We start from the raw sequence: 14067 nt of genomic DNA on the forward strand, positions 1-14067 counted from the left end.
ATATCGTTCACTGGAACACAAGGAGGCGACAGGTTAAACTAAAGGGACTGACCCCGGAGGAGTTCCGGAATCAGTCCCTTGCAGCTTAGTCTTTATTGGCCCGTCCAAGAACTGGGATGCAGTTCAATGCGGGCTCTTCGCTTTCTCGGGATGGGAATGGGAGTCGCCTCTCGGGGACATCCCGCGTGCAGGGGTTTCCCTACTGTGCACGGCCCCTCCGATTCCGAAGGCGCCCGCGCGAGGCGCCGTCCACGCGCACTCCAAGCAGCCCCAACTCGCAGGACCTTTTGCGCTACGCGTTCGCGAGCGGCGAGGGAACGACGTAAACGCGCGCCGCGTTTTCCTGATCGAGGTCGTAGAGCGCCTTCGCGTCGCTACCGAAGAGTTTCATGCGCGTGACCATGGTGTCGGCGTTGTCTTCCTCTTCCTGCTGCTCCGAGATGAACCAGTCGAGGAACTTCATCGTGCGCCAATCTTTCGCCTCCATAGCGGCGTCGTAGATGTCGTTGATGGTCGACGTGATGTACTTCTCATGCTCAAGCGCCGCCTCAAGCGGCCCAAGATGACTCGTGAACTCCAGGTCGGGCTGGGCGATTGCGCCGAGTTTCACCTTGCACCCGTTCTCGTGCAGGTAGTTACGCAAGATGAGCGCATGGTCCCGCTCTTCCTGCGCCTGGATCTCATACCAGTTCGCGAAGCCGGAAAGCCCCTCCTCCTCGTAGTAGTCGGCGAACGAAAGATAAAGGTACGCCGAGTAAAACTCCTTGTTGATCTGGTCGTTCAGAAGCTCATAAACCTTCTTCTCCATAACCGCCCTCTCTTTCCCGATGCCGGTCGGCACCGTTTAGGAAATTAACCCATTAATAGTATTTCGTCTCATTAGTTTTTACAAGTCCTTTCATGTCGATTCGGCAACAGACCGCTCGCGCGCAAAACGGGTACGTACAATAGAGCAGTTCAACCAGTATCGAAAGGCGACGTAGATGCTCCAGCTTCGCAATATTCGCAAAGCCTATACCACCGGCAGCTTCACCCAAACCGCGCTCGACGACGTGTCCATCTCCTTCCGCGACAGCGAGTTCGTGGCGATTCTCGGGCCGTCGGGTTCGGGGAAGACGACGCTGCTCAATATCATCGGCGGACTCGACCACTACGACACAGGCGACCTTGTCATCGACGGCATCTCGACCAAAGAGTACAAGGACCGCGACTGGGACACCTTCCGCAACAACCGCATCGGGTTCGTCTTCCAAGCCTACAATCTCATCCCCCACCAAACCATCCTGGCGAACGTGGAGCTGGCGCTCACGCTGTCGGGCGTCTCTCGCGCAGAGCGCCGCGCCCGCGCGCTCGACGCGTTGCGCAAGGTGGGCCTTAGCGACCATGTGGACAAGAAGCCGAGCCAGCTCTCGGGCGGGCAGATGCAGCGCGTCGCAATCGCCCGAGCGCTCATCAACGACCCCGAGATCCTCTTAGCCGACGAGCCCACCGGCGCGCTCGATTCCAAGACGAGCGTGCAGATTATGGACCTCTTGACCGAAATCGCGAACGATCGGCTCGTCATCATGGTCACGCACAATCCTGAACTGGCCGAACAATACGCAACACGCATCGTCAACCTGGCGGACGGCGTCATCCGCAGCGACTCCGACCCCTTCGACCCCGCGCCCGAAGACATCCGCGCGAGCAAGAAGCAGGTTCGCCGCACATCGATGAGCTTCCTCACGGCGCTGTCCCTTTCCTGGAACAACCTGCTCACGAAGAAGGGTCGCACCCTCATGACCGCCTTCGCGGGCTCGATCGGCATCATCGGCATCGCCGCGATCCTCTCACTCGCGAACGGTGTGAACAGCTACATCGCCAATGTCGAAGAGGAAACGCTCTCCGAGTACCCGCTCTCCATCGAGGACCAGGGATTCGACATGACGAGCCTCATGACCATGGGCATGAGTACGGGCGGGCAAGGTGGTTCCTCGGGTTCCCCAAGCGACGGAGACTCGAACGGCGGCGGGGAAACCGAAAGCAGCTCGAGCGGCGATGCGACAGGCGGCACCGTCAGAGAGTCGAAAATGGTGACCGGCATGTTCGGCAGCATCGGAAGCAACGACCTCGCAAGCCTGAAAGAGTACCTGGACAACGGCGATTCGGGGATCGACCAGTACGTAAATTCCATCGAATACGGCTACAATATCACCCCGCAGCTGTTCAGCTCCGACACCGAAGATGGCGCACGGCAGGTCAATCCCGACAAATCGTTTTCTTCCATCGGGCTCGGATCGACCACTTCCACCAACGGCATCATGTCCTCGATGATGTCCACCAACATCTTCTACGAAATGCCGAGCGATCCCGATCTTTACCAGGACCAATACGACGTCGTGGCGGGCACATGGCCGCAAAGCTACAACGATATCGTGCTGGTGCTCACCCCTAATGGCAAGGTGAGCGACTTCATGCTCTACACCATGGGGCTGCGCGACCACAGCGAGCTCGATGACATGGTGCGCGCGTTCGCCAATGAGGAAGAGGTCACCGCTCCCGACGATTACATGACGCTTACGTACGACCAGCTCATGGACGTGACGTTCAAGCTGGTCGCCGCCACCGACTACTACCAATACGACTCCGACTACCACGTGTGGAAGAACAAGAGCGACGACGCCGACTATATGCGCGACCTGGTGAACTCGGGCGAAGACGTGCACATCTGCGGCATCGTGAAGCCCAAGGCGGGCGCGAAGATCACCTCGCTGCAAACCGGCTTCTACTACACGAGCGACATGGTGAATCACATCATCGACAAGGCGGCGGATTCGCAGATTGTCAAAGACCAGCTGGCGGACAGCGCGACGAACGTCTTCACCGGCAAGTCGTTCGTGGAAGAAGCGGACGCCGAGGACTCGAGCTTCGACATGAGCTCCCTGTTCACCATCGACGGAAACAAGCTGCAGGCGGCGTTTCAAATCGACCCCGACGCGCTCTCGGTCGACATGAGCTCGCTCGATCTGTCGGGCACCACGAGCAACCTTCCCGCCGCGCCCGAGATGGATCCCACGGAGTTCCAGGTCAACGGCAAGCCGACCATCAACAAGGAAGCGGCAGCGGCGCTCATGGCGACGGTCGAGAAAGACTACTTCGCCTACTACAGCGAGCAGGTTCAACAGGGCAAGCCGGCTCCCAGCTTCAACGAGTACTTCGTAACCGAACGGGCGCAGAAGCTCGTGGGCGATGCGCTGCCGGGCATCATCGACGCGAGCGAGATGCAGGCCGAACTCGCCCAGAAGATCCAGGCCTACCTGCAAGCTGCCATGAGCAGCTACATGAATCAGGTGGTAAGTGCCATGCAGACGCAGATGCAAGCGGCGATGACCCAGGTCATGGGGCAGCTTTCCACCAATATGGCCACCGCGATGCACGTGGATGAGAGCGCCTTCGCCGACGCTTTCCAGATGAACATGGACGAGAAGGAGCTCACCGAGCTCATGATGTCGCTCATGAGCTCCGAGACCACGTCCTTCGACGGCAACCTCAACAAGCTCGGCTACGCCGACTACGCGAAGCCCGCGAGCATCGACATCTACCCGAAAGACTTCGAGAGCAAGCAGAGCGTCATCGACATCCTCGACGGGTACAACGACAAGATGAAGGCGGAAGGCGAAGACGACAAGGCGGTTTCCTACACCGACATCGTCGGCGCGCTCATGAGCTCGGTCACGACCATCGTGAACATGATCAGCTATGTACTCGTGGCATTCGTGGCCATCTCGCTTGTGGTGTCCTCGATCATGATCGGCGTGATCACCTACATTAGCGTCCTCGAGCGCAAGAAGGAGATCGGCATCCTGCGCTCAATCGGTGCGAGCAAAGGCGACATCGGACGCGTGTTCAACGCGGAGACGGTGATCGTCGGCCTGGTCGCGGGACTTATCGGCATCGGGGTGACCGCACTTGGGTGCATCCCCGCAAATGCGATCGTCTATGCGCTGTTCGACGTGCCCAACGTCGCCATCCTCCCCTGGCAAGCTGCGGTAATCCTGGTTGCCATCAGCGTGTTCCTCACGTTCCTGTCGGGGCTTATCCCCTCAAGCGCGGCGAGCCGCAAAGACCCGGTGGAGGCGTTGCGCAGTGAGTAGGAAACGCGTTCTCGTTGCCATGAGCGGCGGAGTCGACAGCTCCGTCGCCGCCCTCTTGCTGTGCCGTCAGGGCTACGAGGCAACGGGCACCACCTGCAAGCTCTTCGGCAACGACGACCTCGAAGGGTCGGCATGCGGAATCGGCGGAGGCGACCCTGACTCGGGCATCGTGGGCGAGAGCACCTGTTGCTCCTCGCGCGACATCGAAGACGCGCGACAAGTTGCCTTCAGCCTGGGGATGGACTACTTCGTCTTCAACTACCAGGGGCTTTTCGGACGCGAGGTGATCGACCGCTTCTGCAAGGAATACCTCTGCGGCCGAACGCCCAACCCCTGCATCGACTGCAACCGCTACGTGAAATTCGACGCCCTGCAGAAGCGCCGCCGCCAGCTGGATTTCGACTATGTGGCGACTGGGCATTACGCCAGGCGCACCTACGACGAGAAAACTGGCCGCTACCTGCTGAAATGCGGGCTTGACCCCAAGAAGGACCAAAGCTATGTCCTCTTCCATCTGACACAGGACACGCTTGAGCATATGCTTTTCCCGCTTGGGGAACTAACGAAGCCTGAGGTTCGCGAACTCGCACGCGAGGCGGGGTTCGACAATGCGGGAAAGAGCGAGAGCCAGGACATCTGCTTCGTGCCCGACGGCGACTACGCGAGCTTCATCGAACGCCGCTACGGGCACACTTTCGGGTCCGGCCCCATCGTCGATATGCATGGCAAAGTCCTCGGCGAGCACAGGGGGATCGACCGCTACACCATCGGCCAGCGCAAGGGAATCGGCGTTGCCGCAGGTGAGCCACTATTCGTTTTCCGCAAAGACGCTGAGACCAACACACTTGTCGTGGGAACCGACTCCGAAACGCGCGCCGCAACCGTGCGAGCGAACGACGTGAACCTGATTTCTGTTGCCTCCATCGATGAGCCTTTGCGCGTGACGGCCAAGACGCATTACCGCATGAAGGCGCAACCTGGATGGGCGCGCATCGAGGACCACATGCTCGTGATGGAGTTCGATGAGCCGCAACGAGCCGCAGCACCAGGCCAAGCGCTCGTCCTTTACGATGGCGACACCGTCGTCGGCGGCGGCACCATCGTCAGTGCGTAGCGAAGCCCCCTCGATCCGAGTTCATTCATCGAGGGGGCTTCGCTTTGCGGCATCAACAGCCTAGACAGAGAGAGGGGAAGAAAGCCATCGTGCCGCCTTGGGTATTTGAAGAAAAATCGGCAGTACTCAGGTTGCGCGACGCGTGCGCCGCACTCCCAAGCTAACTCGCTACTCGAACTTGAACATAGCCGTCGACAGGTAGCGCTCACCGGTATCGGGAAGAATGGCCACGATGGTCTTGCCCTTGTTCTCGGGGCGCTGCGCTAGTTGACCCGCAGCCCACACGGCAGCACCTGACGAGATGCCGACAAGCAGGCCCTCCTTCGCGGCGAGCTCGCGACCCGTTTCGAACGCATCCTCGTCAGCAACAGAGATGACCTCGTCGTACACCGACGTGTCAAGCGTATCGGGAATAAAGCCCGCACCGATGCCCTGAATCTTGTGAGCACCCGCATGGCCTTCGGAGAGAACCGGGGATCCCGCCGGCTCGACCGCAACGACCTTCACGTCAGGATTCTGGGACTTCAGGTAGCGACCCGTGCCGGTAACCGTGCCACCCGTGCCAACACCCGCAACGAGGATATCAACCTTGCCCTCGGTGTCCCTCCAAATCTCAGGGCCAGTCGTCGCCTCATGAATTGCCGGATTCGCTGGATTGGTGAACTGACTCGGAATGAATGAGTTGGAAATCTCGCCTGCGAGCTCCTGAGCTTTGGCAATAGCGCCCTTCATGCCCTTCGAACCGTCGGTCAGAACCACTTCGGCACCGTAGGCCTTCATGAGGTTGCGGCGCTCGATTGACATCGTCTCCGGCATCGTGATGATGAGGCGGTTACCCCGAGCAGCAGCTATCGCGGCAAGGCCGATACCCGTATTGCCCGAAGTGGGCTCGATGAGCACCGTGTCGTCGTTCACCTTGCCGGCCTTCACCGCCTCGTCGATCATTGCCTTCGCGATGCGATCCTTCACCGACCCTGCCGGGTTGAACAACTCGACCTTGCCGAGGATGGTCGCGTCGAGATTATGGTTCTTCTCGAAGTTCGTAAGCTCTACAAGAGGGGTGTTGCCAATTAGCTCCGATACGCTTTTGTGGATGGTCATGATTCTCGCCTTTCGTCGATTCCTATGTGATGGCGTTTATCCTACTATGCTTATAGGTTTTGTCAATATGATTAGCCATCTTTTTTTCCTTCAAACTAAAAAACGTCTTCCCAACTGGGAAGACGTTTGAATGCAAGTGTTAAGAGAACGTTAAATGCAATCGGCAAAATGAATGCTCGGCCATCTCCCGCCAGCGTCTTGCCTCTCGATATGCAAGCCCTCCTCGCGAAGACACTCCTCTCGGGAGCGCGCCTTTGACGCTTCCATGGAAAGCGTCTTGAAGATACAGCCCATCGAGCGCTCCCCCGCAAAGTACTCGGGATGCCATTGCACGCCCATCATGAACGTGCGATCGCGCACTTCGATTGCCTCCACGAGCCCATCAGGGCCGTATACGCGCACGATATCTTCGTCGGGAACCTGCGTTGGCACAATCCCGATAACAGGCCGTTGCTCGACTTTCGACATAAGCGCCCCCTCGACTATATTGCAATACAGTTAATCCTACTATATTAGTCGACTTTTTGGGTGACGATTTCGTTAAATCGAGTAGCAGTCAGAAGCAACGGAGGAGGCTTTATCGAGGATATCCTGCAAGGTGATTCCGGAAAGATAATCCTTAATCAGTCTGTCGAGGCCCCTCCAAACGTCGATTTCGATGCATATATTAGGCTGGGAGCAGTCAAAATCGTCTTCGCAGGCGAGGCAGGAGACGGGCGCGAGCGTTCCCTCGGTAACGGCGAGCACATCAAGAACGGTGATATCGCTTGCCGGACGCGCCAAACGGTATCCGCCAGCGGCACCACGCACCGACTTCACCAGCTGCGCGGACACCAAGTTAGGAACGATTTGCTCGAGATACTTCTTCGATACGGATTCGGCCTCGGACACTTCTTTCAAGGAAACGAGCTTATCTCCCCCGTGCTCAGCGAGATTCAGCATAAAACGCACCGCATACAAGCCCTTCGTGGAGATTTTCATTGCACCAGCCCACCTTCATCCGATGATTAATGCCCTCTTATTTTATAGGCATTGAATGCAAAGTTCAGGACAAATGCAAAAAAGGGACGCAAAACGCGTCCCTTTATAATCTCGCAAGTCAAGCTGAGATAGTGCAGCAATCAATTAGTGGCGATGATGGCGATGACCGTGGCAGTGATGGGCTTTGCGGCCCTTCTTCTTGCCGTTGACGCCTTTCTCCTTGATAGAGACGATGAGCTTTTCGGTAATAGCATTGAGCTGGGCGACTTCCTCGTCGCTCAGGCAACCAAGAATATCCTCGGCAGTCTCCTCGTTCGCCGCGACGCGCTTCTCGGCAATCTTCTTGCCCTCATCGGTCAGCTTGACCGCGTACGTGCGCTCGCCCTCAGCCTCTTCGATGGTGATGTAGCCGTTGCGCTCGGCCTTCTTCACGATACCCTTGAGCTCGCGGCGGTCGACCCCAAGCTTCTTCACGAGTTCGCGCTGAGTGGCGCTGTCGTCCTCAAGCAGGAACTTGAGCAGCGCACCTTGGCCGCGCTTAAAGCTTTTCGGGCCATTCTTGTGGAATGCGAGGCGGGTAAGTTTGCTCGCCTTTTTCAGCTGAGCAAGCGTCTTCATTGCTTCAGTCATGGAGGGTCCTTCTTTCTTTTCTTTTATCCCTTGTATCCGCGTCGTTACTATATCCCTTTCGCACAATGACAAGTGTTTTATTCATATTTTATACATCGCTTAATTGTTTTCCCATGTGAGATATATAGTAATAATTATTCATGAATAATATAGCAAAAACCGTATACAGATAATAACAACCGCTCAAGGCTCAAAATGCTATTTATACGGGGCTTTTAATCGCGCTATGCCAGCCAAAGCCGTGTCCCCGACGTGCCGATGTACGCCCGAGAAAAAGACTCACCGCTCGAAACGTCGATTGAAAAATACTCGCTGCTCCCGTCGTTTTTCGCCATGCTTAGACCCGAGCCTCGCGTTACGCCCCGACATCGGGCCCTCCGACCTTGCGCCTCGCCCCGCCGGCCCACGCGCACTTCTCCCCCACAAGCGATTCGCCTCACGACGCGCAAAGGCCGGTCCTGATGAATTTCAGGACCGGCCTTTGGCAGGAATGGTTTTCGAAACCGCAGGGGAAGGAGTCCGCGATTCGAAAAGTTGAAGGGAAGGGGCACGACGACATGCCGCAACCCCAAGAAAAGCTGAAAGGGAAGGGGCGCAGCGGCGTACCGCGCCCCTTACAAAGGGAAGGTTACAGGACAAACGGCGTCACCATGGTGATCGGCAGAGCCGCGATCAGCACGAGCAGACGAAGCATGAAGCCGCCGATGAGCACGCCGATGTCGGACATCGCGGAAATCGCGTGCGCCTTACGGCTCTCCTCGAACTCCTTCGGGGAGAAGAACAGCATCCAGGTCTCGAGAATCGTCGGGCCAACAAGACCAACAATCACGAACAGCACCCAGAACGCAACCGCATACTTACCAGCGAGCAGCGCCATAACCGACTCATAGCCTGCCGTCGAGTTCGTCACCGTGATGAACATCAGCGATGCCACCAGCAGCATCTCGATGCAGGGGAAGCAGAAGTGGAACTTCTTGAACACGCCCACGCGGTTGAACTCCTCAGGGTGCTTGAACACGCCCGCGAGCAGCACGGATGCCATGCCGGTCGACATTGCCGAGACGAGGAACAGAATCGGCAGCAGCGCGTTGTTCCACAGCGGGAACGTGTTGCACACACCGAGCAGGCAGCCAGTGTAGATGGCGACGCAGATGCCCAGGATCGAGCCGGCAAGCTCGATGCCCCAGGGGACGCGACGCTTTGTAAGGTCGAGGATCATGGCGATCAATGCCACGATCACGAACAGCGCCAGGATAACGACGCCCCAGGTCATCACGGACCCGAAGTTCGTCAGCAACAGAGCGAAGCGCAGCGGGTTGTAAAGGCCCGCCTTTGCGTCGAACATCAGCAGCACAAGACCGATGATCACAGCGATCGGCGCGATGACGTGGCCGATCTTGCGCATATTCACCGCTTCAGGATGGCGCCACGCCAAAAACGCACTCGTCGCGAACGCGCCACCGCCCAAGCCGCCAAGGAACAGATAGCAGGCGATGATGCCGCTCCAAATAGGTTCGAAGGTCATCTCTCATCACCTCACATAGAAAACTTTGGACTTGGTCAGATCGCCGGCGATAGGCGCCGCATGCGTGCGATTAATTTCCTTGACCAGCTCGCAATCCGGGTCATCCAAGTCGCCGAAGATACGGGCATGGGTCGGGCAAGCCGTCACGCAGGTGCACATCTCGGTACCGTTCTCGTAGTTCGACACGTGGCAGAAGCGGCACTTGTCGACTGCGCCGGTCTTGGAGTTGCGCACACGAACCTGATACGGGCACGCTGCCATGCAGTACAAGCAGCCGATGCAGCGGCCCTGATCAACTTGGACGATACCGTCGGTGCCGATATGGGCAGCGCCAGTCGGGCACACCTTCGTGCAGGGCGCATCTTCGCAATGCATGCACTGCAGGGGCACATGCTCGACGCCAACCTGGGGATACGTGCCAGTTTCGCGGTCCTCGAAACGGACGAACGCCTCATCCGGCTCAAGGCCGTTTTGCCGCTGGCATGCAAGACGGCAGGTGTAGCAGCCGATGCACTTCGTGGTATCGATCAACATTCCATAACGGGCCATGTTTATGCACCCACCTTCCTGACGCTCACGATAGCCTCCTGCGAGCAGATGCCACCGTAGCCAGGCTCAATGCGGAAGGGCACGAAGTCCATCTGACGCAGGCCGAACCCGTAGGCGGTCTTCTCGTCCTTGGAGCTGCATCCGTAGTGGCTCGGCATGTACAGAGCCTCGGGGTTAATGCGCTCGGTGACGTGCACTTTCACCGTACCCTTTGCCTCATCATTGGAAATCTCGACCTCGTCGCCCTCGGCGATACCGAGCTTCGCAGCGCGGCTTGCGTTAATCCAAACACGATCGAGGTTGTACTGCTTGGAAATATTCATGAGCGCCGGCACGTTCGCGGTCTGCGTGTGCGTATGAACAGCCTGCTTGCCGCCGATCAGGCGGAAGTAGTTGTCGCCCTCGGGAACGCTCGCGACGGGCTCGGTCCACTGAGGAACGCTCGGGTAACCAGCCGCGTGGCACGCATCGCTCGAGAACTGGATCTTGCCCGTGGGGGTCTTCCACGTCGGCGTCTTGCCGAACTTGAAAGTCTTCTCGGGGAAGCGGGCGGTGCCGGCGACCCTCAAGCCGTCGAGCGTAAGGCCCACCGTGCGAAGCTGCGCATCCGCGAGCTCTTCGATCGTGAACGGGAAGTACTCGCCCACGCCGCATGCCTCGGCGAGCTCGGTGAAGATCTCGTCGACCGGCTTGGTATTCGGGTGAATCTTCTCGATTACCTGGTCGCGCAGGGAAACTGCGGGGATCTTGCCGCCGATGAACTCAGGAACTTCCAAGCGCTCCAGATACGACGTATCCGGAAGCACGTAATCGCAAGCCTGGCAGGTCTCGGTCATCTGGATGTCGATGGCAACGGAAAGCTCGAGGTTCGAGAGGCAGTCCTCAAGGTACTTGGGGTTGGAGTAACCCGCAACCATGTTCGAGTTGTAGAAGAACATGCCCTTGATCTCGCCCTTCTTGGCGAGCTCGGCAGCGTAGACGTTCACGCCCATGCCCGCAAGGGACAGCGGGTACTCGTCCGCACCGGCAATCTTGCCTTCTGGCTTGGGAACAGGCGGGAACTTCTCCTTGTCGAGGTTGCCCGCTTTCACGGAGTTCCCGAAGAAGGCACCGCCTTCCTGGTTCCAGCAGCCGAGAAGCGTGTTGAAGCAGCACACCGCGCGAGCGGTCTCGCCGGAGTTCGCATAGCTGCAGCCGTAAGCACCACGCCAAGAAGGCTCGATGGATGCTGCCGGAGCTGCCGTGGCAAGGTCGGTCGCCAGGCGCTCAATCGTATCCTTCGAGATGCCGGTGATCTCCTCTGCCCATGCAGGCGTGCAATCCTTCAGGTAGTCGGCCCACTCTTCGAAGCCGACGGTGTTCTCGGCGATGTAGCTCGCATCGTAGAGCTTGTTGTGCACGACGACATGAGCCATAGCCAGGATGAAAGCCAGGTCAGTGCCAGGGTTGATCGGCACCCACTCATCGGCGAACGCGATGGAGTTGTTCAGACGCGGGTCGACGATCACCAGTTCGGCGCCGTTCTCGTGCGCCTTCTGCATGGCATGCAGCTGGCTCGGCTTGATCGCATCGGCGTAGCTGCGGCCGATGAACATCGTCATCTTGGAGTTCGCCACGTCGGAGGTGAAGTCACCCGTGCCGATGACCTGGGTAAACCCAGCGTTCTTCGACATGTTGCAAGCAGCACCGTGCGTGTAGACGTTCGGGCTGCCAAGTGCGTTCATGAAACGCTTGGTGTAATACGAACCGCTCGGGCGCGGGTCCTGCACCATGGCGAGCGCCTGGGGACCCTTCTCGTCGATGATCGCCTTGACCTTCTCGGCGATCTCGCTGTAGGCCTGGTCCCACGTGATCTTCTCGAACTTGCCGCCGTTCTTCTTAAGCGGGTCGGTCAGGCGATCCTCGTTGTAGGCGATGGAGGCGAAGCCGTAGCCGCGACCGCACAGCGTGCCTTCGCAGTTCGGATGGTTCGCATCGCCGATCATCTTGCCAAGCTTGCCGTCAACGACGTATCCCGTGAACCCGCACTTCGATGAACAGGAGTTGCACAGCGAGTGGGCGGTGTGATGATCGATATCGCTCGTCCCGCGCGCATCCGCCTGCTCCCAAGCGTTGAAGCTCAAAAAGCCCGCGCCCGCCGCAACGGCAGCGACCCCGGCGCTTCCGGCCAGAAAGCTTCGCCTGGTAATAGCGTTTTCTGACATTGCTGATTCCTCTCTATATGCATCTCGCGTCATCGTCTTCGCTCCCCTTTGATGCTTTATCGCTCACGCCGCATCTTCTGCCTGCTCGGCAACGATGCCGATGAGCAGGTCGCACAGGCAAACGTAGAAGTTCGCCTCGCTTCCCAGATTGATAAGGCGTCTGCGATACGCGGTAAGCCAATTGAACCTCTCGGAGAGAAACGTTCGCGCCTCGTCCACCATTCCGCTCCTCAGAAGCACCGCGACCATGTCAAGCTCGAGAGCCAAATGGTCGGGGCAATCGGAGAACTCGAACGGAATGCCGAACCCCAGCTGCTCCGCGAGCGCGGACATGTAGCGGGCGGAAGTGCCCAGATACATCCCCTTGCCGTCGACGGGCGAAAGCAGGTCGCCTGCCTTGGCAGTGTTCACGTAAAGCGACTCGATAGGAAGCGCCGATTCGGGCAAGCCTCCCGTGAAGTGGCGGGCAGCGAACTGCCGCATCTCTTCGTAGGTAGGAGGGCAGAACAGCGCGCAGACCTCGCACTCCGACAGGAAATCCTGCAAAGGCGCGTGGTTGCCGCGACGGTAGTCCGCGGGGCTCTTGTCAAGCCCGAGACTTCCGCCGTTCTGAAGGATGAAACGTGCGCCATCGAGAAACTCGGCCCACGCCTTGCGCGCGGACAGATTCTCCCATTCCGCCTTATCAACGGGAGCAAAGCACTTCGAGAGAATCGAGAACACCGCTGCGTCGTCCAACATCGTCTGTTCGCTCCTTTCCGAATCGATCGTTTGACTTACTTACCTTGCATCAGCGGGAAGCCGACGCTTACGCAGAGACGAGCGTGGTCGTGCGAACGACGCCCATGTCGATGCACTTCTGCGCGATATCTTCCCAATCGATGAACTGGATGGCACCGTTGGGGCACTGCTCTGCGCAGCGGCCGCAGGAGATGCACTTCGTGGAAACGCCCGTTTCAGTATCGATGCGAGGCATGTTCCAGGGGCAAGCCTGCGCGCACATGCCGCAACCGATGCAAAGCTTCGGGTCGACCGTGCGGGCGCCCGTCTTCTCGTCGGGCTTGATAGCATGGACCGGGCAGTACTTCATGCACCACGCGTCGGCGCACTGCTTGCAGTGCTCGACGGTGAACTCGCATGCGCCCGGGTTGCCGTCGCCGAACGAGCCTTCGCCCGTGTCGGGGCTGGTACCCCAGTTGTAGTTATCCCAAACGCGGACGCGCGCGATGTTCTGGCACACGCGGCCATCGTTCTTCAAGGTGCACATCATTTCGCAGCGCTGGCATCCGGAGCAACGGGCGCGATCGGTGACGATCATCTTGGTTGCAGTGTGGCGGATGTCGATACGGCCCGATGCGATCGACTGACTCGTGACGCCCCACGACGCCAGCACGCCGCCCACAACGAGACCGGCGACGCCGCAGCCTGCCATTGCAAGCACCTGGCGACGGGTCATCGCATGCTTCGGCTTTGCTTCCACAGCTTCAGTTTGCTCGACGGCGTTCGTCAGGCTCTCTTCAGGGGCGCTGCCGTTGATATTGGTATCTGACATTTTTGGTACTCCCCCTCACATATCGGTGAGTCTCTTCCTTCGGCCCCGGTTTCCTCACGTACCTTTATATAGAGGTACGCATCCCGGTGGCTCCCCCTCTTCTTTTTGGCCTTGATAGGTCACGCAACGGTAAGCAGTATGCCCTCCCAAGAAAGCCCCTCGTACCCTCTTTCGGGGGCAAAACTGCGTTTACCTGCAATTTTGCCCAATTACCCTTAAAGAGGGTACAGGGGTATTGCGCCCAGATGAGAAACTTCGCCCGACGAGTTTGTATCGTC

Annotated in this window: 13 protein-coding genes; 3 read left to right on the plus strand and 10 right to left on the minus strand. The window is 58.6% G+C overall.

Features of this window, described 5'->3' with window-relative positions; translation table 11 throughout:
- Positions 1-89, plus strand: an 89-nt coding sequence (locus F8C90_RS08580) for an IS3 family transposase (protein WP_151432084.1), incomplete at its 5' end; no start/stop codon positions are given.
- Between the two features lie 203 nt (positions 90-292).
- Here the strand turns inward: F8C90_RS08580 and F8C90_RS08585 are convergent.
- Complete coding sequence (locus F8C90_RS08585) at positions 293-808, minus strand: ferritin (RefSeq protein ID WP_158050109.1); 516 nt, start codon at positions 806-808, stop codon at positions 293-295.
- 175 nt (positions 809-983) lie between these two features.
- On the opposite strand from F8C90_RS08585, the gene F8C90_RS08590 reads away from it, so the two are divergent.
- Together F8C90_RS08590 and mnmA are read left to right on the plus strand one after the other, a co-directional pair.
- Positions 984-4133 carry an ABC transporter ATP-binding protein/permease gene (locus F8C90_RS08590; protein WP_158050110.1) on the plus strand — a complete coding sequence of 1050 codons (3150 nt, stop codon included), beginning with the start codon at positions 984-986 and terminating at the stop codon, positions 4131-4133.
- Complete coding sequence (gene mnmA / locus F8C90_RS08595) at positions 4126-5247, plus strand: tRNA 2-thiouridine(34) synthase MnmA (RefSeq protein WP_158050111.1); 1122 nt, start codon at positions 4126-4128, stop codon at positions 5245-5247. The genes F8C90_RS08590 and mnmA overlap by 8 nt, the downstream gene beginning before the upstream one ends.
- A 168-nt stretch (positions 5248-5415) precedes the next feature.
- On the opposite strand, the gene cysK is transcribed toward mnmA, so the two are convergent.
- The 9 genes from cysK to F8C90_RS08640 all read right to left on the minus strand — a co-directional run bounded on the left by cysK (position 5416) and on the right by F8C90_RS08640 (position 13789).
- Positions 5416-6348, minus strand: a complete 933-nt coding sequence (cysK, locus tag F8C90_RS08600) for a cysteine synthase A (RefSeq protein WP_158050112.1) — start codon at positions 6346-6348, stop codon at positions 5416-5418.
- 150 nt (positions 6349-6498) lie between these two features.
- Entirely contained in the window at positions 6499-6816 is a 318-nt protein-coding gene (locus F8C90_RS08605; protein WP_158050113.1) for a gamma-glutamyl-gamma-aminobutyrate hydrolase family protein, read from the minus strand.
- A 72-nt stretch (positions 6817-6888) separates the two neighbouring features.
- The gene (locus F8C90_RS08610) at positions 6889-7329 is read right to left on the minus strand and encodes an RrF2 family transcriptional regulator (protein WP_158050114.1); all 441 of its coding nucleotides are present in this window, start codon (positions 7327-7329) and stop codon (positions 6889-6891) included.
- A 144-nt stretch (positions 7330-7473) separates the two neighbouring features.
- Positions 7474-7959, minus strand: a complete 486-nt coding sequence (locus F8C90_RS08615) for a MarR family winged helix-turn-helix transcriptional regulator (protein WP_158050115.1) — start codon at positions 7957-7959, stop codon at positions 7474-7476.
- 628 nt (positions 7960-8587) lie between these two features.
- Positions 8588-9484, minus strand: a complete 897-nt coding sequence (gene nrfD / locus F8C90_RS08620; RefSeq protein ID WP_158050116.1) for an NrfD/PsrC family molybdoenzyme membrane anchor subunit — start codon at positions 9482-9484, stop codon at positions 8588-8590.
- A 6-nt stretch (positions 9485-9490) separates the two neighbouring features.
- Complete coding sequence (locus F8C90_RS08625) at positions 9491-10033, minus strand: 4Fe-4S dicluster domain-containing protein (protein ID WP_158050117.1); 543 nt, start codon at positions 10031-10033, stop codon at positions 9491-9493.
- Between the two features lie 2 nt (positions 10034-10035).
- On the minus strand, positions 10036-12237 hold the full coding sequence (locus F8C90_RS08630; RefSeq protein ID WP_158050118.1) for a molybdopterin-containing oxidoreductase family protein: 2202 nt from the start codon (positions 12235-12237) through the stop codon (positions 10036-10038).
- A gap of 63 nt (positions 12238-12300) precedes the next feature.
- Positions 12301-12978: a molecular chaperone TorD family protein gene (locus tag F8C90_RS08635; RefSeq protein WP_158050119.1), complete on the minus strand. Its 678-nt coding sequence runs from the start codon at positions 12976-12978 to the stop codon at positions 12301-12303.
- Positions 12979-13045: 67 nt separating this feature from the next.
- Positions 13046-13789 carry a 4Fe-4S binding protein gene (locus F8C90_RS08640; protein ID WP_158050120.1) on the minus strand — a complete coding sequence of 248 codons (744 nt, stop codon included), beginning with the start codon at positions 13787-13789 and terminating at the stop codon, positions 13046-13048.
- Positions 13790-14067 lie beyond the last annotated feature (278 nt).

It is taken from the genome of Ellagibacter isourolithinifaciens, from assembly GCF_008831035.1.
Lineage (GTDB): Bacteria > Actinomycetota > Coriobacteriia > Coriobacteriales > Eggerthellaceae > Ellagibacter > Ellagibacter isourolithinifaciens.

What these genes read in the sequence shown, in the direction of transcription:
- cysK (WP_158050112.1), bottom strand. Translation starts at nt 6,348, where the DNA reads ATGACCATCCACAAAAGCGTATCGGAGCTAATTGGCAACACCCCTCTT.
- nrfD (WP_158050116.1), bottom strand. Translation starts at nt 9,484, where the DNA reads ATGACCTTCGAACCTATTTGGAGCGGCATCATCGCCTGCTATCTGTTC.
- F8C90_RS08590 (WP_158050110.1), top strand. Translation starts at nt 984, where the DNA reads ATGCTCCAGCTTCGCAATATTCGCAAAGCCTATACCACCGGCAGCTTC.
- F8C90_RS08605 (WP_158050113.1), bottom strand. Translation starts at nt 6,816, where the DNA reads ATGTCGAAAGTCGAGCAACGGCCTGTTATCGGGATTGTGCCAACGCAG.
- F8C90_RS08635 (WP_158050119.1), bottom strand. Translation starts at nt 12,978, where the DNA reads ATGTTGGACGACGCAGCGGTGTTCTCGATTCTCTCGAAGTGCTTTGCT.
- F8C90_RS08625 (WP_158050117.1), bottom strand. Translation starts at nt 10,033, where the DNA reads ATGGCCCGTTATGGAATGTTGATCGATACCACGAAGTGCATCGGCTGC.
- F8C90_RS08630 (WP_158050118.1), bottom strand. Translation starts at nt 12,237, where the DNA reads ATGTCAGAAAACGCTATTACCAGGCGAAGCTTTCTGGCCGGAAGCGCC.
- F8C90_RS08640 (WP_158050120.1), bottom strand. Translation starts at nt 13,789, where the DNA reads ATGTCAGATACCAATATCAACGGCAGCGCCCCTGAAGAGAGCCTGACG.
- F8C90_RS08615 (WP_158050115.1), bottom strand. Translation starts at nt 7,959, where the DNA reads ATGACTGAAGCAATGAAGACGCTTGCTCAGCTGAAAAAGGCGAGCAAA.
- F8C90_RS08585 (WP_158050109.1), bottom strand. Translation starts at nt 808, where the DNA reads ATGGAGAAGAAGGTTTATGAGCTTCTGAACGACCAGATCAACAAGGAG.
- F8C90_RS08610 (WP_158050114.1), bottom strand. Translation starts at nt 7,329, where the DNA reads ATGAAAATCTCCACGAAGGGCTTGTATGCGGTGCGTTTTATGCTGAAT.